This window comes from Azospirillum sp. TSH58 (assembly GCF_003119115.1).
Lineage (GTDB): Bacteria > Pseudomonadota > Alphaproteobacteria > Azospirillales > Azospirillaceae > Azospirillum.
Genome location: NZ_CP022367.1, coordinates 1806048 through 1827638, shown reverse-complemented (window position 1 = coordinate 1827638; position 21591 = coordinate 1806048). Strand labels below are relative to the sequence as shown.

Here is a 21591-nt window from a genome sequence, read left to right as displayed (position 1 = left end):
AGAAACAGGCAAGTCCTGCCGATCCTGTCCGGGTGCGACTGAACCGAAGCTGAACGGCGGAACCCGGACCTGAGATGGGGGTGCCACACGGCTCCGCGCCGTGGTCGCACGGGTGACCCGGCGCGCCAGCCGGATCACCCCGATCAGAGGAGACTTTCGCGATGCCGGCCGTCGCCGGACGGCGTTACACCGCCGCTTCGGACTCCGGCGCCAGTTCGGCGGCGGGCAGCAGGCGCCGGACGGTCAGGCACACGATGTCGCCGGTCTGCCCGCCCGGCCCGACATGGGCCTCCACCGCGCGCAGCAGCAGTTCGGAGCGGTCGCGCGCCGACAGGCCGCGGCCCTGGTGCAGGACGGCGGCCAGACGCTCCTCCCCGAAGGGCTCGCGCTGGGCGTTCACCGCCCGCAGCACGCCCTCGGTGCACAGGAACAGCGTGTCCTCCTGCTCCAGCCGGGTCACCGCCTCGCCGTAGGGGATGCCCTTGCGCACACCCAGCGCCGGGCCGCCGGCGTCGGCCAGGGTCAGGACGCTGCCGTCCGCCCGGATGCGGCAGGGCGCACGGTTGCCGGCGCTGGAGTGGCTGAGCGTCCCGGTCTCCCGGTCGTAGAGGGCGACGAAGGCGGTGGCGAAGCCGTCGAAGGGGCTCTGCCCGCACAGCCGGTCGTTCGCCGCCGCCAGGATGGCCGCGGGGGTCATGCCGGGCCGGGCCGCCGCCTCGCGGATTGCGCCGCGCACCAGCAGCATCAGGAAGGCCGCCGGCACGCCCCAGCCGGACACGCCGGCCACGACCAGCAGGCACTGGCGCTCGTCCACCTCGATCACGTCGTAGAAGTCGCCGCTGACCGCCGGGCCGGGGACCAGCAGGCCGAAGAACTGGCTGTCGCGCCCGGCGGGAAGCTGCTGCGGCAGCAGGTTCGCCTGCACGTCGCGGGCGGCGCGCTGCTCCTCCTCGATCAGGTGTTCGGCGGCGGCCAGCTTCTCGGTGCGGGTCTCCAACTCGGCCGTGCGCATCAGAAGCTGGGCGTCCAGCGTCTCCTCGCGGTAGGACGCCTCCAGCGCCATGCTGCGGAAGACGCGGGCGAGGCGGCCCATCTCGTCGTTGCGCTCCATCGCCTCGTTCAGGGTGAAGGGGTTGAAGCGCCCGGCCTCCACCGCGGCGACGGCCTCGCCCAGCCGCTCGATCGGGGCCATCTGGCTGCGCGCGAAGCGGACGGCGCCGTAGACGCCCGCCGCCAGGACGAGCAGCCCGACCAGCACGCCGATCTTCACATGGCGGCCGACCACCGAGGACAGGTCCTCGGCCGGCAGGCGGACCACCGCGATCCCGGCTCCCAGCCCGGCCGCCCCCTGCCCGGCCATCGCCGGCACCGGGGCGAAGGCGGTCAGGCGGTCGCCCTCGCGCAGAAGGCCGGTCTCGCCGGCCGCCGCGGCGGCCTTCGCCGCCTCCACCGCCCGCTCCGACAGCGGCCCGGCGCTGGGGCTGGTGGCGTGCGCGGCGAGACGCCCGTCGCGCTCCAGCAGCCACGCCCCCTCCACCGTGCCGCCGGCCAGCAGGGAGGCCATCACGCCGTCCACCCCGGCCTTGCGGGCGACGTCGGCGAGCCGGCGCACGTCGGCGCCGACCTGGACGATGCGCGGCTTGTCGACGCCGGCCACGCCGGCGAACTTCATCAGCTTGCCGCCTTCGGTGGCGGCGTCGGTCACCACCTTCTCCGGCGCGCGGTTCAGCAGGCCGTAATAGGGCGCCTGGCGCGGCTGCGCCCGGGCGTCGGGGCCGAAGGTGATGTCGGGGCCGGGAATGTTGTGCAGATAGGCGCGGCCCCGGTTGTCGGTGACCCAAATCTCGTCCGGTCCGCCACCGTCCGCGACGGCCTTCAGCCGGTCGGTCACCGCCTTGGCCGGCGCCTTGCCCGCCTCCATCACCGCGACGAGGTGGGCGGCGAGCGTCGCCTCCGACAGCAACCGGTCGCCGAGCAGCGCCTCGACGTCGCGCGGGACCTCGCGCGCCAGCGAGGCGTTGCGGGCCAGCAGGGTCGCCGCACTGCGGCCGTCCGCTTCCACCCGCGACTGGATCGCCGAGTGGGTCGTCCAGGCCAGCAGCACCGTGACCAGCGCCACCGCCAGCGTCACCAGACCGGAGATCAGGAGGATCAAACGCCCTTGAAAGGTCATGGAGGGGACCCGCCTTCTGTAGCCAACCGACCGCTGCGGGCGCTTCCCTGTCCCGGAACATGCCTGGATTTTGGGGAAATTGCCCGACCGCGCCCGTCGGTTCTACCCAGCCGGGCAGCGCAAGTCCAGGAGAGGCGGACGCCGGCCCTGTAACCATCAGTACCAGTAGCCGCCGATCCGGTAGCGCGGGCGCCGCAACGCCGCCGGCATGGCGAGGTGCGGCGGGGCGTGCAGGGAACGGGCGTCGAGCCCCGGCATGACCGGCGGCGGGGTGCGCAGCGCCATCAGGCGGCGCACACGCTCCTCCGTGTCCGGGTGGGTGCGCAGCAGGGATGGTATGTTCTGCGCACGGCGGCGGCCGGGAAAGCGCAGTCCCTCCCACGGGCCATGCTGAAGCCGCTCGATCCGGGCGAGCGCCGAGGCCACGCCCTCCGGGTCGCCGGTCAGATGGGCGGCGTCGAGGTCGGCGTCGAATTCCCGCGTGCGCGACAGGGCGAGTTGCAGAAGCACGCCGATCCAGGGTGCGGCGATAAGCAGCAGCACCAGCAGCCAGGGAACCGCCTCGTGCCGCATCATCAGCAGGGGCAGGTTGAGAATCAGCAGGGCCATGCCGAAGACCGACATCAGCCGGGTCAGGCTGGTCACCGTGTCGGCCAGCCCCATCACGGTCAGGTCGTTGTTGCGCACATGGCTGACCTCGTGGGCCAGCACGCCGGCCAGTTCGCGCAGGCTGAGCGCGCGGAGCAGCCCGTCGGTGACCGCGATGGCCGACTGGCGGCGGCTGCCCACCGCGAAGGCGTTCAGCGCCGGGCTGGCGACGTACCACAGCTCCGGAACCGCTGGCAGTTCCGCCCGGCGGGCGATGGCGGCCAGCGCGTCGAACAGGACCGGGGCCTCCGCATAGGTCAGGCGGCGAGCGCCGAACATGCCGAGCACCATGCGCGGCGACAGGCGCGGGCTGAACAGCAGGCTGACGGCTCCGCCGAGCAGCGCCCACAGCACCCCCTCCACCCCCGCCAGGATCATCCCGCACAGCGCCAGCAGCAGCACCATGCCGCCGAGCAGGAGGAGGGATTGCAGCACGTTCGAAACCTTGTGGCGGCGCCGCAGGTCGGCGACCGCCTGATCGGTAGGCATGAAGGACCGGTGCATGTGCGGCATGACGGGGGCTTCCTCCCTCACCATCTCCTTTTCGGGACCACTCGACCGGATGCAAGTCCGGCCCGCCTGATATTGGCGCGCTCCGCCCCGTCGTCATCCCGGCCGCAAGCACAGGCGGCGTGCACCAGCCGGAAGGGCACCCCTCTTGATTTGCGGGGACGCGTTGAACACATACACGTCGAACGTGCTCACCCTTTTGCCGCTGACCCCCGTTTTCCAATTACGGTCATCGCCATGAGCAATCCTTACGAGATTCTGGGCGTTTCACCCTCCGCGTCGGACGACGAGATCCGCAAGGCCTACCGCAAGCTGGCCAAGAAGCACCACCCCGACCTCAATCCCGGCAAGGCGGAAGCCGAGCAGCGCTTCAAGGACATCAGCGCCGCCTACAGCCTGCTGTCCGATCACGACAAGCGCGCCCGCTTCGACCGCGGGGAGATCGACGCTTCCGGCCAGGAACAGCCGCAGCGCCAGTATTACCGCGACTTCGCGGAAGGCCCGGCGGGCGCCCGTTACGCCCACGCCGAGGGCTTCGCGTCGGACGATCTGGAACACATCTTCTCCGACCTGTTCGGCGGGCGCGGCTTCGCCCGCGGCGGCGCCATGCCGATGAAGGGCGGCAACCTCAGCATGGCGCTGACGGTCGACTTCCTGGCGGCGGCCAAGGGCGGCAAGCGCCGCGTCACCATGCCGGACGGGAAGACGCTGGACATCGACCTGCCCGCCGGGCTGGAGGATGGCGGCACCATCCGTCTGAAGGGCCAGGGCCTGCCCGGCAGCAACGGCGGTCCGCCCGGCGACGCGCTGGTGACGGTCAAGGTCACCCCCCATCCCTGGTTCCGCCGCGACGGCAACGACATCCAGCTCGACCTGCCGGTGACCCTGGGCGAGGCGGTGCTGGGCGGCAAGGTGCGCGTCCCGACCATCGACGGGCCGGTGATGCTGACCGTTCCGAAGGGAGCGAACAACGGGACGCGGCTGCGGTTGAAGGGCAAGGGCCTTCCCGGAGCGAACGGGGCGCGCGGCGATCAGTATGTGACCCTGCGCATCGCCCTGCCCGACGCGCCCGACCCGGCACTGGAGGCGTTCGTCCGGGATTGGAAGCCCGACCACAACCCGAGGCGGGACATGGAGGCCGCGTGAGATGGGCCACGACCAATGGGAACAGGACGGCGCGGGGTGGCGGACCGAGGAGGTTCTGGCCACCTGCCGGCGCGTCTCCTCCGCTCAACTGACGGTGTGGGTGGAGCGGCACTGGCTGAGGCCGCGGCACGAGGGGACCAGTTTCGTCTTCAGCGCGGCCGACATGGCGAGGCTGGAGCTGATCTGCGACCTGCGGGAGGATCTGGCGCTCGACGACGAGGCGATGCCGGTCGTGCTGTCGCTGCTGGACACCGTCTACGGTCTGCGGCGGCGCCTGCGCGTGCTGGCGGAAGCCATCGGCGACCTGCCGCCGGAAGCCCGCTATCTCCTGCAGGACGAGCTGCGGAAGCGGGGGGAGAAGGACGACTGAAGCCCGGCGTCCAGAACTCTCCGAGGACGGCTGCGCGCGTGATCAGGTAAGCGCAGGGCGGTTCCTGCGCTTTTTTTGGCATGGAAACGGAAACTCCGGTCCGGAGCGTCCACCCGGGGCGCCCACCGATGCCGACTGCGGAGGCGATCCAGACGCTCCGCTTCGTCGTGCGCGAAGGCGTCCAATGGTGCGAGCCGATGGCCGCGGATGGACGCGCCTCGGGCTCTACCCTGCGCCGCCTGAACGGGTGGCACAGGACCGCATTGCGGTGCGGCGGCCATCCTCACCGTCGCAAATCATCACAGCGCGTTCGGAAAAACCGTACCCAAGCGGAGCGCCATCCCACCGGCATCCCCATGGATGTTGCCGGGCCGACCGGCCATTCGGCCTTTGAACGGCCTCGTCCCCACTAAGCCATTGCCCACGGCGCCATTCCGCAGGACGTCATGTCCCCTTGATCGGTTCGCCGCCGCCCCCATTTACCATCTCACTGGATGGTAGAAGGATGGCACAGGGATGTCGACCAACGCACTCGAACCGAAGCCGAAGTCCGGCGACAGCGAAAAGATCACGATCAACCTCGGCTACATCGACCTCGGTCACATCGATCTCCTGGTGCAGGAAGGTTTCTATGCGAATCGCACGGACCTCATCCGCACCGCCATCCGCAACCAGATCGACCGCCATGGAGACGCCTTGCGGCAGGCCGTGACGCGCAAGAGCGTCGATCTCGGCCTGCGCCACTACACCCGCGACGACCTCGAAGCGGCGCGGGAGGCCGGACGGATGCTCCACATCCGTGTCCTCGGGCTGGCCACCATTGCCCGGGACGTCACCCCCGAACTCGCCCGCGCCACCATCGCGTCGGTCGCCGTGTTGGGGGCGCTGCACGCCAGCAGCGCCGTCAAGGCGGCTCTCGCGGACCGCATGATCTAAGGGCGCGGGCCGCATTCCTGAAAGACGACGGACCGGGCTTTTCCGCATGCCTTGTCCGAGCCCAGAAAGCTCCTGACATGAACAACCGTGTCCCCGCCGGAATGGCCGAGGCGCTGCGCCTGACCCAGGCCGGCGACCTCACCGGGGCGACCGCTCACATCCAACGCCTGTTGCGGGGTGCCGCGCCGGTGCCGCCCGGCGACACCCCGACCATCATCGATGTCGAGCCGGTCACGGTGAACGCCGCATCGGACGCGCCGGACCCGGCGCCGCCGCACCACACCTCGGCCTCCAGGCCCGCCGGCGCGTTTGCCGGCCGCTTCCATCCCGGACCGCGGGCGGGCCTGGGCGAGACCCTGCGCGGCCTTGCCACCAGGGCCATGCCGGCAGGCGTCGGTTTCGGGGCGAACGGCATCGTCCGTCCCGCCGCCGACCCGCTGCCGGACGGCGCCGCGTTCACGACGGGATCCTTCACGAACAAGGCCGGCACGCGCTCCTACAAGCTCTATGTTCCCGCCAACCACCGTGACGGCCAGCCACGTCCCCTGGTGGTCATGCTGCACGGCTGCACCCAGTCGCCCGATGATTTCGCCGCCGGCACCCGCATGAACCTCTTGGCGGAGGAGCATGGCTGTCTGGTCATCTACCCGGCGCAGCCTTCCTCGGCCAACGCCCAGAAGTGCTGGAACTGGTTCAACCCGGCCGACCAGCGGCGCGGCGACGGAGAGCCCTCGCTGATCGCGGGAATCACCCGGCAGGTCATGCGCGACCACGCCGTCGACGCGGACCGCGTCTTCGTCGCCGGCCTCTCGGCCGGCGGGGCGGCGGCGGCCATCATGGGGGCCGCGTATCCCGACCTCTACGCCGCCGTCGGGGTGCATTCCGGCCTTCCCCGAGGCGCAGCCTCCGACGTTCCCTCCGCATTCGTCGCCATGCGCCAGGGCGGCGGGCCGGTGGAACCGCAATCCGGCCCCGCCGTGCCGACGATCGTCTTTCACGGCGACCGCGACACCACCGTTCACCCACGCAACGGCGACGACATCGCCGCGCAATCCAAGATGGGGGCGGCGGGACCGCGGGCTGCGGTGGAACAGGGCCAGGTGCCGGGCGGGCATGGCTACAGCCGCCACGTCCACACCGATGCCTCCGGTCATGTGCTGTGCGAGCAGTGGACGATCCGAGGCGCAGGGCACGCCTGGGCAGGAGGCAGTCAGGCCGGTTCCTACACCGACCCGCGCGGGCCGGACGCCTCACGGGAGATGCTGCGCTTCTTCCTCGCGAACCCGCGGCAGCGGCCATCCGCGCCGTAACCGCCACCGGCAAAGGGCTTCAACGGCGCCCCGCCTCTTCACCGGCGTGCCCCTAAATCGACGGCGACATGGGGAAATCTGATGCTGGGGAGGTCTGATGCCAGGTTCCGATGAGGCCACCTCCTCGGAATTTGGTATCAGGCGTCGGCGCGCAGGGCGAAAACCTGAACAGGGTCGAACTGATTGTGGGCGTGTCGGAAGCAGGTCCGGCGCATTGTGGAAACCGGATCCAGGTCAGCTCCGGACGCCGAAGGCCCGTCCGCTCAGCGCGATGTCCTGGTTGAAGCCTTCCGCGACCCGGTCGTTGCCGCCGGACTGCATGCACAGCGTCACGTTGATGGCGCTGAGGATGGCGTGGTCGATCTGCTCCGGCTTGGCGTTGTGGCGTTTGATGGCTTGAAGCGCACGGGTCACGGATTGGGCCATGAAGCAGGTTCCGTTCGTTCTGGCAGGCTGGCCGGTTTGATCGATGGCGTCATCATGCCGCCGTTTCGCTCGTCCCGCTGTGCACCGGGCCACACCCCGCCGCACGGACCGCCTTTCGCAATGGCGAGAGTCCTAAGGCCCAAATTCTTAATCAGGTGTAAACGTCCGGCCGAGCCCAAAAGGCATAACCCTTTATGCCTTTCCTGGAACACCCACCAAACCAAGAGCATAGCGCAAGCCATTGGTTTGGTATTACCACTCATTAATGTCAAATGCGACATTTTGCCCGGCGGTGCCGGCCGCCGGACGGGGACGCATCACCCCTCAGAGGTCCCCGTCCTCCGCCAGGAGTCGGCGGTGGATGGCGGTGGCGGCAATCGCGGCCTGCCCCATGGCGACCGAGATCTGGTTCAAGCCCTCCACGATGTCGCCGGCAGCGTAGAGCCCCTCAATCCCCGTCTGCTGGTGCCCGTCCGCGACCAGCCGCCCGCTCGGCCCGATGCGCACGCCCAGCCCCTTCACCGTCTCGATGCGCGGGTGGCAGCCCAGGGCGGAATACAGCGTGTCGAAGGTCAGGCGCTCGCCGGACGCGGTGGTCAGGGCGGCGATCCGCCCGCCTTCGGTGTGGATTTCCACCACCGGCTCCTCGACGGCGCGGAGGCCGGCTTCGGCCATGCGGCGCTCCTCCGCCTCCTCCAGATTCATCGGCTCGCCCAGCGTCAGGACGGTGATGTCGCGGGAATAGGTGCGCAGGAACAGCGCCTCCCCCAAAGCTCCGGTGCCGTGGCCGATGACGCCGATGCGGTGGCCGGTCACCTCGAACCCGTCGCAGATCGGACAATGGCGGACCAACCCCCGCTGCACCGCCTGGTAGAGATTGGGCAGCTGCGGTTCCTGGTCGATCACGCCGGTCGCGGCCAGCACGGTGCGGGCGCGGAACACCCGACCGTCCTCCGTCCGCGCATGGTAGCCATCCTCGCCCCGCTCCACCGACGTCACCGTTCCCGGCACGATCCGGGCGCCATAGCGCTCCGCCTGGGCGCGCATGCGGGACAGCAGCTCGTCGCCCGTCACCCCGTCCGGAAACCCCGCGTGGTTGTGGGACAGCGGAATCCAGGAGGCCCGGCTGGCCCCGGAATCCACCACCAGGAAGCGGCGGCGGTAGCGCGCCAGATAGATCGCCGCGGTCAGCCCGGCAGGGCCGCCACCGACGATCAGAGCGTCCAGACGCTGGTCCTCGGGCGCGGCGGTCATCGTTCGGGCAATCCGGTGATCATTGACGACGTTGGGGAACAGACGGCGCGCCCACCGGTTCCGTGCCCGCATGCTGCAGCGCGGAAGCGTCCATTCGCCGCGCCCGCCCCGGCTTGACCAAGTGGTATTTCCACACGCACTGTGCGGCCATACCGTGTCCTGCCGGGAGCCGCAGCCGTGCCCCAGCCACCGCCCACCCTGTCCGACACGCCTCCCGCCACCGCGGTTCCGTGCGATCGGGACATCCTCGACATGGAGCCGATGTTGCGCAACTTCGGCGGACCCGGTCCCACCGTCACCATGCTCTACGCCCTGTTCGTGGAAAACGCCGACGCGTTGTCCCTCGCCCTGAAGGAGCGGCTGGCCGCCGGCGACCTGGACGGCGCCCGGCTCGCCGCCCATTCGGCGGCCGGCGCCGCCCGCACCGCCGGGGCCGGTCGGGTCGCCGACCTCTTCGGTTCGGTGGAAGAGGCGGCCCTGCGCGGCGATGCGGCGGTGGCGCACCGGGACGCTGCCGCCCTCGACCGCGCCCTGGCCGACGTGAAAATTCTGATCGCACGCATTTGAGTTTCTTTCGCGCTGATATATCATGCGGATGCAACCCACATTGGGTAACCCACAGGACGAAGCGCGAGGGTGGCCGTGTCGTTCAATTCCTGCGCGGTGCTGGTCGTTGAGGACGAGGTGGTGACCCGCAGCGTTTCGGTGCGGCTGCTGAAGCAACTGGGCGTCGGCACGGTGATCGAGGCCGCCGACGGGGCGGAGGCGCTGGCCCGCTGCAACCGCGTCGATTTCGACGCGATCTTCTGCGACGTGGACATGGCGCCGATGGGCGGCTTGGCCTTTCTGGACGCCCTGGACGGGCGGGCGCCGGTCATCATGCTGACCAAGCACGACGGGTCGGACGTCGTCCTGTCGGCCCTGCGGTCCGGGGCGACCGGCTATCTGGTGAAGCCGCTGACCCCGTTCGGCCTGCGCGAGAAACTGGAAAAAGCGCTGGCCGCGAAAGGGTAGAACCTTGACCGCGACATTATACTTTTCGTAACCACGGCGGAATTATTCTGTACACGGTGCATCGCTGCACCCTTGTGCGGATTGCCGGGAGATTCCGCATGCCCATGAACGTTCTGGAAGTGGCGATCTACGCCATGGTGCTCACCGCGTCGCAGCCGCGCCCCTATGAGTGCGTCGCGGTTCAGCCGGAAGGGGTGAACTGCACGAACGGCCTCGCCGTGGCGTCCGAGACTCCGAACGGCGTCATGGCCTTCAACACCGGCGTGCAGGTCATCAAGGACAACCAGGGCCGCGTGCGGCTGAGCAACGGGATCACCACCCATTTCGATTCCTCCGCCTGGGTGGCCTTCAAGAACCCCGGCGGACAGACCCTGGTCAGCGTGCGCAAGACCGGGCCGTTCCGCTTCAAATTCTCCAACAGCTTCCAGTGCGAGATGATCGGGCAGAACCAGGACATGGCCCGCTGCTACAAGCCCTGACGTCCGCTTACCCCACCGCGTCCCGCCCATGCGGCGCGTCGAGATCCAGCGCCGGGCCCTTCGGCACGACGCCGGTCGGGTTGATCATGGTGTGGCTGGCGTAGTAGTGCCGCTTGATGTGGTGGAAATCGACGGTCTCCGCCACGCCGGGCACCTGATAGAGGTCGCGCAGGTAGCCGGACAGGTTGGGATAGTCGGCGATGCGGCGCAGGTTGCATTTGAAGTGGCCGACATAGACGGCGTCGAACCGCACCAGCGTGGTGAACAGGCGCCAGTCGGCCTCGGTCTGCCGGCTCCCCAGCAGGTAGCGCCGCCCGGCCAGCCGCTCGTCCAGCTCGTCCAGCGCCGCGAAGAGGGCGTCGAACGCCTGCTCGTACTTCTCCTGGCTGGTCGCGAAGCCGGCCTTGTAGACGCCGTTGTTGACGCGGTCGTAGACGAAGGCGTTGAGCCGGTCGATCTCCTCCGCCAGTTCCGCCGGGTAGAAATCCAGCGAGGCGTCGCCAAAGGCGTCGAATTCCCGGTTCAGCATGCGGACGATCTCCGCGGACTCGTTGCTGACGATGGTCCCGGTCGCCTTGTCCCACAGCACCGGAACGGTGACGCGCCCGGAGTAGGTGGGATCGGCCTTGGTGTAGACCTCGTGCAGGCGGGTGGAGCCGGTGACCGGATCGGGTTCGGGGAAGGTCCAGCCCTCCTCCCGCATCAGGGGATCGACCACGGTGACGCCGATGACGTCCTCCAGACCCTTCAGCTTGCGCAGGATAAGCGTGCGGTGCGCCCAGGGGCAGGCCAGCGACACGAACAGGTGATAGCGCCCGGCCTCCGGCTGGAACGGGGTCGAGCCGTCCGCCCGCACCCAGTTGCGGAACTGGGTTTCCGGGCGGACGAAGGCGCCGCCGCTGTTCTTGGTGTCGTACCACTGGTCGTGCCAGCGGCCGTCGATCAACAGGCCCATGCCCTGAACTCCCCTCGTGCCGGTGCCCTCTCCCGCCCGGACGGCGGGAGAGATGCGCCCTACCCTCAACCGTGCAGCTTCTTGGTGATTTCCGCGACGTGCCGCCCCTGGTAGCGGGCGCCGTCCAGCTCGACCGCGCTCGGCTGGCGGGAGCCGTCGCCGCCCGCGATGGTGCTCGCGCCGTAGGGGCTGTTGCCCATCACCTCGTCCACGCCCATCTGGCCCTGGAAGCTGTAGGGCAGGCCGACGATCACCATGCCGAGGTGCAGGAGCACGGTGTGGGTGGTGAGGATCGTGCTCTCCTGCCCGCCGTGCTGGGTGGCCGATGAGGAGAAGGCGGCGCCCACCTTGCCGACCAGCGCGCCTTTCGCCCACAGGCCGCCCGTCTGGTCGAGGAAGTTCTTCATCTGGCCCGGCATGTTGCCGTAGCGCGTCGGCACGCCCAGTATGATGGCGTCGTAGTTGGCCAGCTCGTTCGGGTCGGCGATGGGAATGTTCGGCTCTTCCTTGAAGTGCGCCTTCTGCCGCACCTCCTCGGGGACCAGTTCCGGCACGCGCTTCACCGTCACATCGGTTCCCGGAACCGAGCGCGCGCCCTCGGCCATTGCCTGCGCCATGGTGGAGATGTGGCCGTAGCTGCTGTAGTAGAGCACCAGAACTTTCGCCATGTCTCGTCTCCCCTCTGTCGTTGCGGCCGCGCTGGAGGCTGCGGCGTCCCAAAGAGATAGCGCGTTGCCGCGCTCCAGCAAATCCAGGGCGCTGGAACTTCATTGTTCCCCGGTGTAGAACAATGACATGGATCGCCTCGACGACATGATGGCCTTTATCAAGGTCGTGGACACCAAGAGCTTCACCACCGCGGCGGAGCGCCTGAACCTGTCCAAGTCCGTGGTTTCCCGCCGCATCGCGGAGCTGGAGAACCGGCTGGGCGCGCGGCTGCTGAACCGCACCACGCGCAAGCTCAGCCTGACCGAGGTCGGGCAGGCCTATTACGAGCGCTGCACCCGCATCATCGCCGACCTGGAGGAGGCGGAGCAGGCCGTCGCCGACCTGCACGCGGCCCCGCGCGGGCGGCTGAAGGTCAACGCGCCGGTGTCCTTCGGCCTGCTGCATCTGGCCAAGGCGGTCGCCGAGTTCCTGGAGCGCTACCCGTCCATCGAGATCGAGATGGACCTGAACGACCGCTACGTCGATCTGATCGACGAGGGCTACGATCTGGCGGTGCGCATCGGCCGGCTGCGCGACAGCTCGCTGATCGCCAAGCGTCTGGCCCCCAACCGGCAGGTGGTCTGCGCCAGCCCGGCCTATCTGGAGAAGCACGGGACACCTCAGACACCGGATGAGCTGTCCAACCACAACTGCCTGATCTACACCAACATCCCGACCGCCGAGCAGTGGCAGTTCCGCGTCAACGACGCCATGCGGTCGGTCCGCGTGTCGGGATCGCTGCGCACCAACAACGGCGATCTGCTGCGCGAGTCCGCCATCGCCGGCGTCGGCATCATCGTTCTGCCGACCTTCCTGTGCGGCGAGGCGCTGTCCAAGGGGCAGCTCCAGTGCCTGCTGCTGGACTATTACATGGCGGAATCGAACGTCTTCGCGGTCTACCCGCAGAACCGGCACCTGTCGCCGAAGGTCCGCGTCTTCGTCGATTTCCTGGCCGAACGCTTCGGCCCGCGCCCCTATTGGGACTGCGCCCTGCTCAGCCTGCAGCCCTTCCGGGCGGAGGCGTGACGGACGCCCCCTCCCGAACGGCGTCTTCCGTCAGCCCCCCGGCTTCTCCATTATAAAGAGGAGACCCGGAACGCCCACGCCCTTCTCCCGGCGTGGGGAGCAGGGCTCCATCAGCCGCACCGTCAGCCCCGCCGCCGCCGCCGTCTCCCGCAGATAGGCTTCGGTGTGGGCGTAGCGCCGCGACGGGCCGAGCGCGTAGCCGCCATCCGCCGCCCCGCCCTCCAGACGCTCCACCGTCGCGGCGAAGCGGCCCGCCGGGCGCAGGGCCTTGGCGGCGCCCTCGAACAGGGCGGTCAGGTTGCCGAGATAGACCAGCACATCGGCGGCGACCAGCAGGTCCCAGGCGCCGGGCGCCGCCTCCACCGCCGCGACCACGTCGCCGACCGACAATTCATCATAAAGAGTGCGGGCGCGGGCCTTCTCGACCATGCGCGGGGCCAGATCGATCCCGGCGAGATGCGCGGCCAGCGGGCGGAACGCCACGCCCGCCAGCCCGGTGCCGCAACCGAGGTCCAGAATGCGCAATCCCGCCGCCCCGGGTTTGGATGCCGGCCCCAGCCGGTCCACCGCCTCGCGCAGCAGGGCCGGCGCGGAATAGCCCAGCTTGCCCACCAGATCCTGGTCGAAGCGGTCGGCGTAGCGGTCGAACAGGGCGCGCACATAGGCCGCCGACAAATCCTCCTCCGCACCGCCTTCCAGAGCCGCGATCAGCGCCGCGCAGCCGAGTCGCCCCTCCGAGTCGAGCCCTTGGGCACGGCGCAGCGCGGTCAGGGCCTTCGCCGGCTCCTGCAGCGCGATCCAGGCCCGCCCAACGGCGGCGTGCAGGTCCGCATCCTCCGGGTCCCGGCGGGATAAGGGCTGCAGCAGTTCGACCGCACCCAGCGCGTCGCCCGCCTCGACCAGCAGGGCCGCCAGTTCCAGAGCCGCCTCGCGGTCGCCGGGACGCAGGGCCACGGCCTCGCGGTACTCCTCCAGCGCGGCGTCGCGCCGGCCCACCGCCGCCAGGGCGCGGGCGAGAGCGAGCCGGGCCGTGGCGGAATCGGGCCGTTCCGCCGTCAGCACCTGCCCGGTGGTCACCGCCTCCTCGACCCGGCCGGCGGCGCGCAGCGCTTCGGCCAGGGCGATCCGCCAGGGCCACACGCCGGGGTCGAGCGCCACCGCCCGCCCGCAGGCGGCCAGCGCCCCGTCGGCCTGGCCCGCATCCCGCGTGCTGTCGGCCAGGGCGCCCCAGGCCTCGCCCGACGCCGGGTCGGCGGCGCAGGCGAGCCGGAAGGCGCGCGCCGCCCCCGCCGCGTCGGCGGCGTAGAGTCGGTCATAGCCGGTCTGAAACAAAATGCCCGGAACGTCTCCGGGTTGGACGAGGGGGCCTGCCCCCTCCCGGTCGGCTTGAGCCGTCGAATCGCGATCCACGATCACTTCGCTATGGGAGATGCGCTGTCGCCGTCCCCGCTCCGGGAGACTCCGGATTGCGAGAGACGACACGAACTCCTGCACCAGCTTGCACGCGCGCGCAAGAGGCATCCGAAGGAGGTCGTTCAATGGCGAATCGTGCTTCAGACCGTCGCATTAGGCCGTTTGGACGGATTTATCCGCCGTTCGCACAATCCACCCCTTTCGGTTTTTCAAAGCGCTTCGGAATCAGTGTCTTGGTGGATAAGACCAAGGCCCCTGGTGGGTTTTTCCCGCCGCCTTGTGACATCGTTCGATCGAAAGGCGTGGTATTACCGGGCAGCAAATAGATTGACGCTGTATAAAATTTTTGGAAGTGTGGCTTCGGCGCCCGATGGTGGGCGCTGAACTTTTGGGTAGGAGGCGGTCACCGTAAGCGACTCGGTGACCGGTGATGACGGCCCCGCGCGGGGGGCCAAAACGAAGCCGGATGAACCCGGCAACGAAGAGGGGACCGAGGATATGCAGGATCGAACTCAGCGCGTGCGACGCACGTATGGCGGCTGGATCGCTCTTGCACTGGGATTAGCCGCCTCGCCGGTCCTCCTCGCCAAGCCCGCCGCCGCCCAGGACAGCAGCTGCGTCTCCCACGCCGTGGAGGCCGAGCGCAAGTTCAACATCCCCTCCGGTCTTCTCGTCGCCATCGCCCTGGTGGAAAGCGGCCAGGACGGCGCCCCGACCCCCTTCGCGATGAGCGTGGAAGGCCGTCCCGTCTACGCCCGCAACGCCAACGACGCCGCCCGGCATCTCCGCGACAAGCGCGGCCAGCTTCGCCAGAACGTCTATGTCGGCTGCATGCAGATCTCGCTCGGCACCCACCGCGGCGAGTTCCAGCCGGTGGAGCGGATCGTCGATCCCCGCGAGAACGTCAACTACGCCGGCCGCCTTCTTCTCCGCCTCCATGGCGAGCAGGGAAGCTGGAAGACCGCCGTCGCCCGCTACAACGGCGGCTCCACCCGTCAGGCCCAGAACTACGTCTGCAAGATCTGGCAGCACCTGAACGAACTGGACCCGAAGAGCGCCAAGCTGCTGGAATCCGCCCGTTGCGGCGAGTCCGAGCCCGCCAGCATCGCGCCGAGCACCCGCCGCACCTTCCGCAACGCCCAGCAGGTCGCCTCCCTCGACTGACTTGAGGCGCGTGACGATGGTCTGCTGACCCCGGCTTTTCAGGGGATGGCGCGGAACGCCCCGATGGGCTAAATCCCTGCTCCATGAACTACCGTCACATTTTCCACGCCGGCAACCCCGCCGATGTGATGAAGCACGCCGTCCTGGCGCTGATCATCGATCATTTGCGCGCCAAGCCGGCGCCCTTCTGCGTGCTCGACGCCCACGCCGGCATCGGGCGCTACGACCTGGACTCCGAACCGGCGCGCAAGACGCTGGAGTTCCAGGACGGAATCGGACGGCTGTTCGGCCAGCCGGCGCCGCATCCGGCGCTCCGCCCCTATCTGGACGCGGTGTCCGCGCTGAATCCGGACGGGCGGCTGCGCTGGTACCCAGGATCGCCGCGGCTGGCGCGGGCGCTGCTGCGCGAGCAGGACCGGCTGCTCCTCAACGAACTGCACCCGGACGACTGGCAGACCCTGAAGGCGGAATTCGCCGGGGACCGTCAGGTCTCGGCCTTCAAGACCGACGCCTATCAGACGCTGAAGGCCCATCTGCCGCCGCGGGAGAAGCGCGGTCTCGTCCTGATCGACCCGCCCTTCGAGCAGCCGGACGAGTTCGCCCGCATGGCCGAGGGGCTGAAGGCGGCGCACAGGCGCTGGTCCACCGGCGTCTACGCCCTGTGGTACCCGATCAAGGAACGCCCGGCCGTCTGGCGCTTCCAGGAGGCGGTGGAGAACACCGGCATCCGCAAGATCCTGACCGTCGAGCTGACCTGGCACCCGGAGGACACGCATCTGCGGCTGAACGGGTCCGGGCTGCTGATCGTCAACCCGCCCTGGACGCTGGACGACACGCTGCGCGCCATGCTGCCGGCGCTGCACGCCGCCCTGCCCTCCACCGGCGGCGGCTGCACGGTCGATTGGCTGGTTCCCGAGGGGTAAAACCGCAAATTTCAACGGAAAAGCGGCAACCGGTCACAGAGGTTGCCGTTGCAACGGCCCCGTCACTCGCCATAGGCTGAACGGGATTACTCCGTTCCGGCAAGGCCACGATGTCCCGTTCCAACGATTTCGCCAGCAGCTTCGCCAAGGCCCACGCCGATGCCGGGCTGGAGCGCGTGTCGGTCGCCCATATCCTCCAGACCATCCAGAAGGACCCCGCCTTCCTGTTCAGCGAGGATCTGCGGCGCGGCGGCGGCCAGTGCCCCATGCACGCCGCCCCCAACGCCGACGACGCGGACAAGGTGACGGTCAACACGCTGCTCGCCTACCTGTTCGAACGGCTGCGGGACCATGTGGCGTCCAAGCTGCCGCTGGACGAGCGCGGGCAGGTGATGCTGCCGATCCCGCCGCGTTCCCCGCACGGCATCGATCCGGCCGACCGTGCCGCGATGGCGGCCGCCCCGCTGGACGTGATGGCCTCGGTCCTGCGCGACGCCACCTGCCACCTGCTGGACGGCCTCATCACCGGCTGGGCCGCCGACCTGCTGACGGAGGAGGAGCACTACCGCGCCCAGGGCACGGGCGAGATCTCCGCCGCCGCCGCCGCCACCTTCATCCTGCGCACGACGCTGGAGGACTCGCCCCTCTACCAGCGCGCCGGCTACGACATGCTGTCGATCACCAAGACCGGCAGCCACACCGCCATCCACATCTGCTGGGCGATGGTCGAGGCGGCGCCCCTGCTGCTCCCCGGCGAGGAGGCCGCGGCCTACGACGACCTCGTCCGGCGCAGCCTGAAGCAGGTGGTGCCGCTGTCGATGGCCAGCCTCGGCATGCTGGTCCATTACATGGAGGCGTCGGGGATCGAGCCCCACGACGGGCTCGCCATCCATCTGCTGCCCAAGGACCAGACGGCCTTCGTCCTCGACGAGGCCGGGCTGATCTGCCTGAACCCGGAGCCGATCACCCGCTTCGCCAAGCCCGAGGAGCGGCACTACACCGGCTGCCCGGCCTTCTACACGCCCGGCTTCATCAAACTGTATCTCGACATCGCGGCCAGCATCGCCATGGACTACGGCGTCTACGACCGGCTTCGCGACCGCTGACCGTCCTCATTCACGAGATTGACGCCCCATCATGGCCCGCTCCAACGACTTCGCCCTGACCTATCTCGCCGCGCATGAGGAGGCCGGGATGACCCGGGTCAACCTCGCGCCGATCCTGCACCGGATCACCGAGGACCCGAACTACCTCTTCACCGAGGAGCTTCAGCGCCTCGCCGGCCATTGCCCGGCCCATGCGGACACCCGCAAGGAGGATTACGAGAAGGTCGCGATCAACACGCTGCTGGCCTTCCTCTACAACGACCTGCGCGACCACATCACCAACCGCATGCCGTTGGACGCCGACGGCCATCTGCTGCTGTGCAACCCGCCGGACTCGCCGCACGGGCTGGACGTCGCCGACGCCGCCGGGCTGGACGCCGCCCCGGCGGAGACGCTGATCGGCTTCCTGCGCGACAGCGTGTGCCACCTGCTGGACGCCATCATCAAGGACTGGGCCATCAAGCTGACGCTGGAGGAGGAGCGCTGCCGGGCGGAGGGCGCGATCACGCCGCTCGCCGCGGCCAGCTTCGTCCTCGCCAACACGCTGGAGGCGTCGGTGCTGCACGCACCGTCCGGCTACGACACGCTGTCGATCACCAAGACGGGCAGCCACACGGCGCTCCACGTCTGCTGGAACCTGTGCGAGTCGGCGCCGATGCTGAAGCCCGGCCTGACCCTGGCCGAGTACGACGACCTGTCGCGCCGCAGCCTGAAGCAGGTGCTGCCGCTCGCCATGGGCAGCCTGGGCATGCTGTGCCAGTTCATGGGGGCCGGCCACATCGAGGCCGACGACCATCAGGCCATCCATCCCCTGCCCCGGCACCAGACCGCCTTCGTCTATGACGCGGAGGCGCCGGGCGGCATGATCGTCCTGAACGCCGACCTGATCGAGCCGACCGCGCAGGCGGGCGAGCGCCATTACACCGGCTGCCCGGCCTTCTACGCCAACGGCCTGATCAACCTCTACATGGAGATCGTGCTGTCGCTGGCCGCGCGGTACGACATCTACGGGCGGGTCCTGCGGGCCGGATGACCAAAGCGCCGCACAGCCCAGCGGTGCGGCGGCCTTGACGCCACGCGAAGCGTGCCTATCTTGGCGGCCTTGTCGATTTGGAGACTGCTGCGTGGCCACCACCAGGAAGATGTTGCGCCGTTACACGACCACCGCGCTGGCCGACGGGATCAAGCGGGCGCGCGGGCGCATGATCTCCCCGCTGCAGCGGGCGCTCGGGCATGTCGAGAGCGTGTTCATCGATCACGCCTGCTTCCGGCTGGTCTATTCGAACACCTACCGCATCTCCCCAAACATGTACCGGGCGAGCCAGCCCTCCCCCTCGCACATCCGGGAGGCGGCGCGCCAAGGCGTGAAGACCATCCTGAACCTGCGCGGCAGCCGCGACTGCGCCTCCTACATCCTGGAGGCCGAGGCCTGCCGGGCGGCCGGCCTGACGCTGGTGGATTTTCCCGTCAACTCCCGCGACATGCCGAAGAAGGAGACGCTGCTGAAGGCCCGCGACCTGTTCGCGACCATGCAGTATCCGGCGCTGCTGCACTGCAAGTCGGGGGCGGACCGCGCCGGCTTCATGTCGGCGCTCTACCTCTTCATCCATGAAGGCGTGCCGCTGGAGCGGGCGACCAAGCAGCTTCACTGGAAATACGGCCACTTCAAGCAGGCCAAGACCGGCATCCTCGACTATTTCTTCGAGCTGTACGCCGCCTACAACGAGAAGCGCCCGATCGCCTTCTGGGACTGGGTGGAGCGCGTCTACGACCCGGTGGAGGCCAAGGCCAGCTTCCGCTCCCGCGAGTGGGCCGACACCGTGGTCGACCGGGTGCTCGGGCGGGAATGAGGGCGGGAGTGAGCGGGGCGGGTCACTTCGCCCCGACGAAGCGGCAATAGGGGAAGGTCAGGAAGTCGAAGCGGCGCACCCGGACCGGCTCATGCCGGTTCAGCCAGTCGAGCACCGCGTAATGAGCCATCTGGTCCAGCATCCAATAGACCTCCGCCCCCGCCAGGAAATGCCCGATGTAGGAGCCGATCAGCGACAGGAAGCGGTCGCCGCCGGGGGTGTTCTGGTAAACGGCGAACCCGACCGGAATTTCCCGCGACGGACCGCGACGACGACCGTCGAGCATGAGGCCGACGTCGTGTCCGGCCATGTCCGCCCGGAGCGCCTGCAGGTCTCCGGTGACCCAGGCGTCGGTGTCGATCACCATCAGCGGCCGGTCCAGCCGGCGCAGCCACTGCAAGGCGCGGAGGAAGCGGGCGGACGCGTAGTAGGTGACGCGCTTGATGTCGGTCCATCCCGCCATGTCCGGCCGGTCCAGCGAAAAGCCGATCCTCAGCCGTCCATCCGTCCGCCAGCGGGCCATGGCCTGCTCCGTCTCCGGCGACGGCGCCACCACATGGACCGCGACCGTGGCGCCCGGCATCCGCTCCGCCAGCGAGTCCAGCAGCGCCGGGGCGAAACGGCGGAAATAGACGTCGTCGCAGCAGAAGAAGACCGCCGGTTCCCCGGCCGGGACGGGCGCCGGCTCGATGCGGCACTCCAGGGGCGCCATGCCCTCCAGCACCGCTTCGACCGGCGGCAGGGCGCGGAAGAAGGCATCGTCGGCGCGCAGCATGGCCCACAGGCCCAACTCATGCTCCCGCGCGACCTCCGCCGCGGTGAAGCGCCGCCGGAAGCGACGGCTCAGCCAGGAGGCGAGCGCGAGCCGGTCCCGCCGGTAGATGTGGAAACCGATGACGGCGGCCGCGACCGTGTCCTTGGGGTGGCGCCGCAGGCGGACCCAGGCGGCCCTCGCCCCATCGCGCAGCACCCTGTCGGACGCCATGCCCACCTGCACCAGCGTCGCCACCGCGGCGACGTGCAGCCAGTCGGCCTCGTCGTCGTCCGGGCGGGCGGCGACAGCCCGGCGCAGGGCGCCGATGGCCTCCTCGACCAGCGCACGGTCGACCGCAAAGGGCTTGCCGTCCCGCACCCCCATCGCCCCGCTGCGTTCCAGGAGCAGGCGCCCCAGAATCCGGTTGGCCCGAGGATGGTCACCATCGCGCTCCAGGGCGGCGCGCGCCATCGCTTCCGCCGCCGCCGCATCCCCGACCGCCAGCCACGCCTCCGCCGCCGCGGCGCGGGTTTCGGCGTCCGCCGCCGGGTGGCGCGCCGCGGCGGTCCGCCGTTCCGCCTCGTCCAGCCGTGATCCCCACTGGTCCCGCAGCGCCTTCAGGTTGCCCGCCGCTCCGGCGTGACCGGGCTCCAGCGCCAGGGTCCGCCGGTAGCTCCATTGCGCGCCCGCCGCCTTCTCCTGCTGCTTCAACCCGTTGCCGAGGTTGAACCAGGAGGCCGCGTGCGCCGGGTCGAGGGACAGCGCCCGGTGCAGGCAGGCCATGGCCTCCGCCCCCTGCCCGGCCAGGCGCAGGGCGGCGGCCAGGTTGCTGTAGCCGGCGACGCCGCCGGGCTCCAGCCGCAGGATGGTCCGGAAATGGTCGGCGGCCTCCGCCGGGCGTGCGGTCTGCACCAGAAGCATCGCCAGCATCTGCAGCGCACCGCGATTCGCCGGCTCACGCTCCAGCACCGCGCGGTAAAGCGGCTCCGCCCCCGCATGGTTGCCGGATTTGTGCAGGCGGATCGCGTCGTCGAGAGCAGGTTCCATGAGGCGGGACCATAGACCGGATCGGCCCTGCCGCCAATCGCCGCCGTGGGGCGGGAGACCGGAGCGATCCGGGAAGACGCTTCGCGGATCGGGCCGCCCCCGGGCGTCCTCCCATGATCGGATGGATCGATTATCAACCAATTATTGCACGGTATGATACAGTCTGGTTCAGAGTTGCCCGCAACCGGTTACCTCCACGAATGGTCTGCGAAATGCCTCGGTACGTTCGGACCGGACACGCCTCCTCGATCGACCGCCCCGCCAACGCCATGCTCCTTCCACCGTTCCCAAAACTGCAGGAACGCGCTCCCGCGCCATCTGAACAGGCCTGCACCGCCAACACGGGTGACGCCAACCGGATCGGACGCGGTCCCCAGGC

General features: G+C 69.4%; 21 protein-coding genes. 13 read left to right on the top strand and 8 right to left on the bottom strand.

All coding sequences use genetic code 11. The annotated features are described in order from the left end of the window. Positions 1 to 184: 184 nt before the first annotated feature. Both TSH58p_RS29760 and TSH58p_RS29755 read right to left on the bottom strand, forming a co-directional pair. Positions 185 to 2173: a PP2C family protein-serine/threonine phosphatase gene (locus TSH58p_RS29760; protein WP_109069398.1), complete on the bottom strand. Its 1989-nt coding sequence runs from the start codon at positions 2171 to 2173 to the stop codon at positions 185 to 187. 156 nt (positions 2174 to 2329) lie between these two features. Beyond that, positions 2330 to 3334 carry a zinc metalloprotease HtpX gene (locus TSH58p_RS29755; protein ID WP_109069397.1) on the bottom strand — a complete coding sequence of 335 codons (1005 nt, stop codon included), beginning with the start codon at positions 3332 to 3334 and terminating at the stop codon, positions 2330 to 2332. A gap of 234 nt (positions 3335 to 3568) precedes the next feature. Here TSH58p_RS29755 and TSH58p_RS29750 point away from each other — a divergent pair, with 234 nt between their 5' ends. The 4 genes from TSH58p_RS29750 (at position 3569) to TSH58p_RS29735 (ending at position 7093) form a co-directional block, all read left to right on the top strand. Further along, positions 3569 to 4477 (top strand): DnaJ C-terminal domain-containing protein, encoded by a 909-nt coding sequence (locus TSH58p_RS29750; RefSeq protein ID WP_109069396.1) that lies wholly within the window; start codon positions 3569 to 3571, stop codon positions 4475 to 4477. Position 4478: 1 nt separating this feature from the next. After that, the gene (locus tag TSH58p_RS29745) at positions 4479 to 4847 is read left to right on the top strand and encodes a chaperone modulator CbpM (protein WP_109069395.1); all 369 of its coding nucleotides are present in this window, start codon (positions 4479 to 4481) and stop codon (positions 4845 to 4847) included. A gap of 516 nt (positions 4848 to 5363) precedes the next feature. Beyond that, entirely contained in the window at positions 5364 to 5783 is a 420-nt protein-coding gene (locus tag TSH58p_RS29740) for a CopG family transcriptional regulator (protein WP_109069394.1), read from the top strand. A 77-nt stretch (positions 5784 to 5860) separates the two neighbouring features. Beyond that, positions 5861 to 7093 carry a PHB depolymerase family esterase gene (locus TSH58p_RS29735; protein ID WP_109069393.1) on the top strand — a complete coding sequence of 411 codons (1233 nt, stop codon included), beginning with the start codon at positions 5861 to 5863 and terminating at the stop codon, positions 7091 to 7093. A 234-nt stretch (positions 7094 to 7327) separates the two neighbouring features. On the opposite strand, the gene TSH58p_RS29730 is transcribed toward TSH58p_RS29735, so the two are convergent. Together TSH58p_RS29730 and TSH58p_RS29720 are read right to left on the bottom strand one after the other, a co-directional pair. Next, positions 7328 to 7519: a hypothetical protein gene (locus TSH58p_RS29730; protein ID WP_014198714.1), complete on the bottom strand. Its 192-nt coding sequence runs from the start codon at positions 7517 to 7519 to the stop codon at positions 7328 to 7330. A gap of 324 nt (positions 7520 to 7843) precedes the next feature. After that, positions 7844 to 8773 carry an NAD(P)/FAD-dependent oxidoreductase gene (locus TSH58p_RS29720; protein ID WP_109069392.1) on the bottom strand — a complete coding sequence of 310 codons (930 nt, stop codon included), beginning with the start codon at positions 8771 to 8773 and terminating at the stop codon, positions 7844 to 7846. 177 nt (positions 8774 to 8950) lie between these two features. Here TSH58p_RS29720 and TSH58p_RS29715 point away from each other — a divergent pair, with 177 nt between their 5' ends. From TSH58p_RS29715 to TSH58p_RS29705, 3 genes are all read left to right on the top strand, one after another. Next, complete coding sequence (locus TSH58p_RS29715) at positions 8951 to 9340, top strand: Hpt domain-containing protein (RefSeq protein ID WP_109069391.1); 390 nt, start codon at positions 8951 to 8953, stop codon at positions 9338 to 9340. Positions 9341 to 9415: 75 nt separating this feature from the next. Continuing rightward, positions 9416 to 9787, top strand: coding sequence for a response regulator (locus TSH58p_RS29710; RefSeq protein WP_247873958.1), 372 nt, complete (start codon positions 9416 to 9418; stop codon positions 9785 to 9787). Positions 9788 to 9885: 98 nt separating this feature from the next. Then, complete coding sequence (locus TSH58p_RS29705; protein WP_014198709.1) at positions 9886 to 10266, top strand: hypothetical protein; 381 nt, start codon at positions 9886 to 9888, stop codon at positions 10264 to 10266. Positions 10267 to 10273: 7 nt separating this feature from the next. On the opposite strand, the gene TSH58p_RS29700 is transcribed toward TSH58p_RS29705, so the two are convergent. Together TSH58p_RS29700 and wrbA are read right to left on the bottom strand one after the other, a co-directional pair. Next, positions 10274 to 11221 (bottom strand): glutathione S-transferase family protein, encoded by a 948-nt coding sequence (locus TSH58p_RS29700; RefSeq protein WP_109069389.1) that lies wholly within the window; start codon positions 11219 to 11221, stop codon positions 10274 to 10276. A gap of 65 nt (positions 11222 to 11286) precedes the next feature. Next, positions 11287 to 11889 (bottom strand): NAD(P)H:quinone oxidoreductase, encoded by a 603-nt coding sequence (gene wrbA, locus TSH58p_RS29695; RefSeq protein WP_109069388.1) that lies wholly within the window; start codon positions 11887 to 11889, stop codon positions 11287 to 11289. Between the two features lie 127 nt (positions 11890 to 12016). Between wrbA and TSH58p_RS29690 the strand changes: the two genes are divergently transcribed. Further along, on the top strand, positions 12017 to 12955 hold the full coding sequence (locus TSH58p_RS29690; RefSeq protein WP_109069387.1) for a LysR family transcriptional regulator: 939 nt from the start codon (positions 12017 to 12019) through the stop codon (positions 12953 to 12955). Positions 12956 to 12985: 30 nt separating this feature from the next. Here TSH58p_RS29690 and TSH58p_RS29685 read toward each other — a convergent pair whose 3' ends face one another. Further along, on the bottom strand, positions 12986 to 14287 hold the full coding sequence (locus tag TSH58p_RS29685; RefSeq protein ID WP_247873957.1) for a tetratricopeptide repeat protein: 1302 nt from the start codon (positions 14285 to 14287) through the stop codon (positions 12986 to 12988). Positions 14288 to 14887: 600 nt separating this feature from the next. On the opposite strand from TSH58p_RS29685, the gene TSH58p_RS29680 reads away from it, so the two are divergent. The 5 genes from TSH58p_RS29680 (at position 14888) to TSH58p_RS29660 (ending at position 19411) form a co-directional block, all read left to right on the top strand. After that, positions 14888 to 15532, top strand: coding sequence for a transglycosylase SLT domain-containing protein (locus TSH58p_RS29680; RefSeq protein WP_247873956.1), 645 nt, complete (start codon positions 14888 to 14890; stop codon positions 15530 to 15532). An 83-nt stretch (positions 15533 to 15615) separates the two neighbouring features. Continuing rightward, a complete protein-coding gene (locus TSH58p_RS29675) occupies positions 15616 to 16455 on the top strand; it encodes a 23S rRNA (adenine(2030)-N(6))-methyltransferase RlmJ (protein WP_109069385.1) in 840 nt (279 codons plus the stop codon). Positions 16456 to 16565: 110 nt separating this feature from the next. Beyond that, a complete protein-coding gene (locus TSH58p_RS29670) occupies positions 16566 to 17561 on the top strand; it encodes a hypothetical protein (RefSeq protein WP_109069384.1) in 996 nt (331 codons plus the stop codon). 31 nt (positions 17562 to 17592) lie between these two features. After that, positions 17593 to 18594, top strand: coding sequence for a hypothetical protein (locus tag TSH58p_RS29665; RefSeq protein WP_109069383.1), 1002 nt, complete (start codon positions 17593 to 17595; stop codon positions 18592 to 18594). Positions 18595 to 18685: 91 nt separating this feature from the next. Continuing rightward, positions 18686 to 19411, top strand: a complete 726-nt coding sequence (locus TSH58p_RS29660) for a beta-lactamase hydrolase domain-containing protein (protein ID WP_247873955.1) — start codon at positions 18686 to 18688, stop codon at positions 19409 to 19411. A 22-nt stretch (positions 19412 to 19433) separates the two neighbouring features. On the opposite strand, the gene TSH58p_RS29655 is transcribed toward TSH58p_RS29660, so the two are convergent. Then, on the bottom strand, positions 19434 to 21212 hold the full coding sequence (locus TSH58p_RS29655; RefSeq protein WP_109069381.1) for a tetratricopeptide repeat protein: 1779 nt from the start codon (positions 21210 to 21212) through the stop codon (positions 19434 to 19436). Positions 21213 to 21591 lie beyond the last annotated feature (379 nt).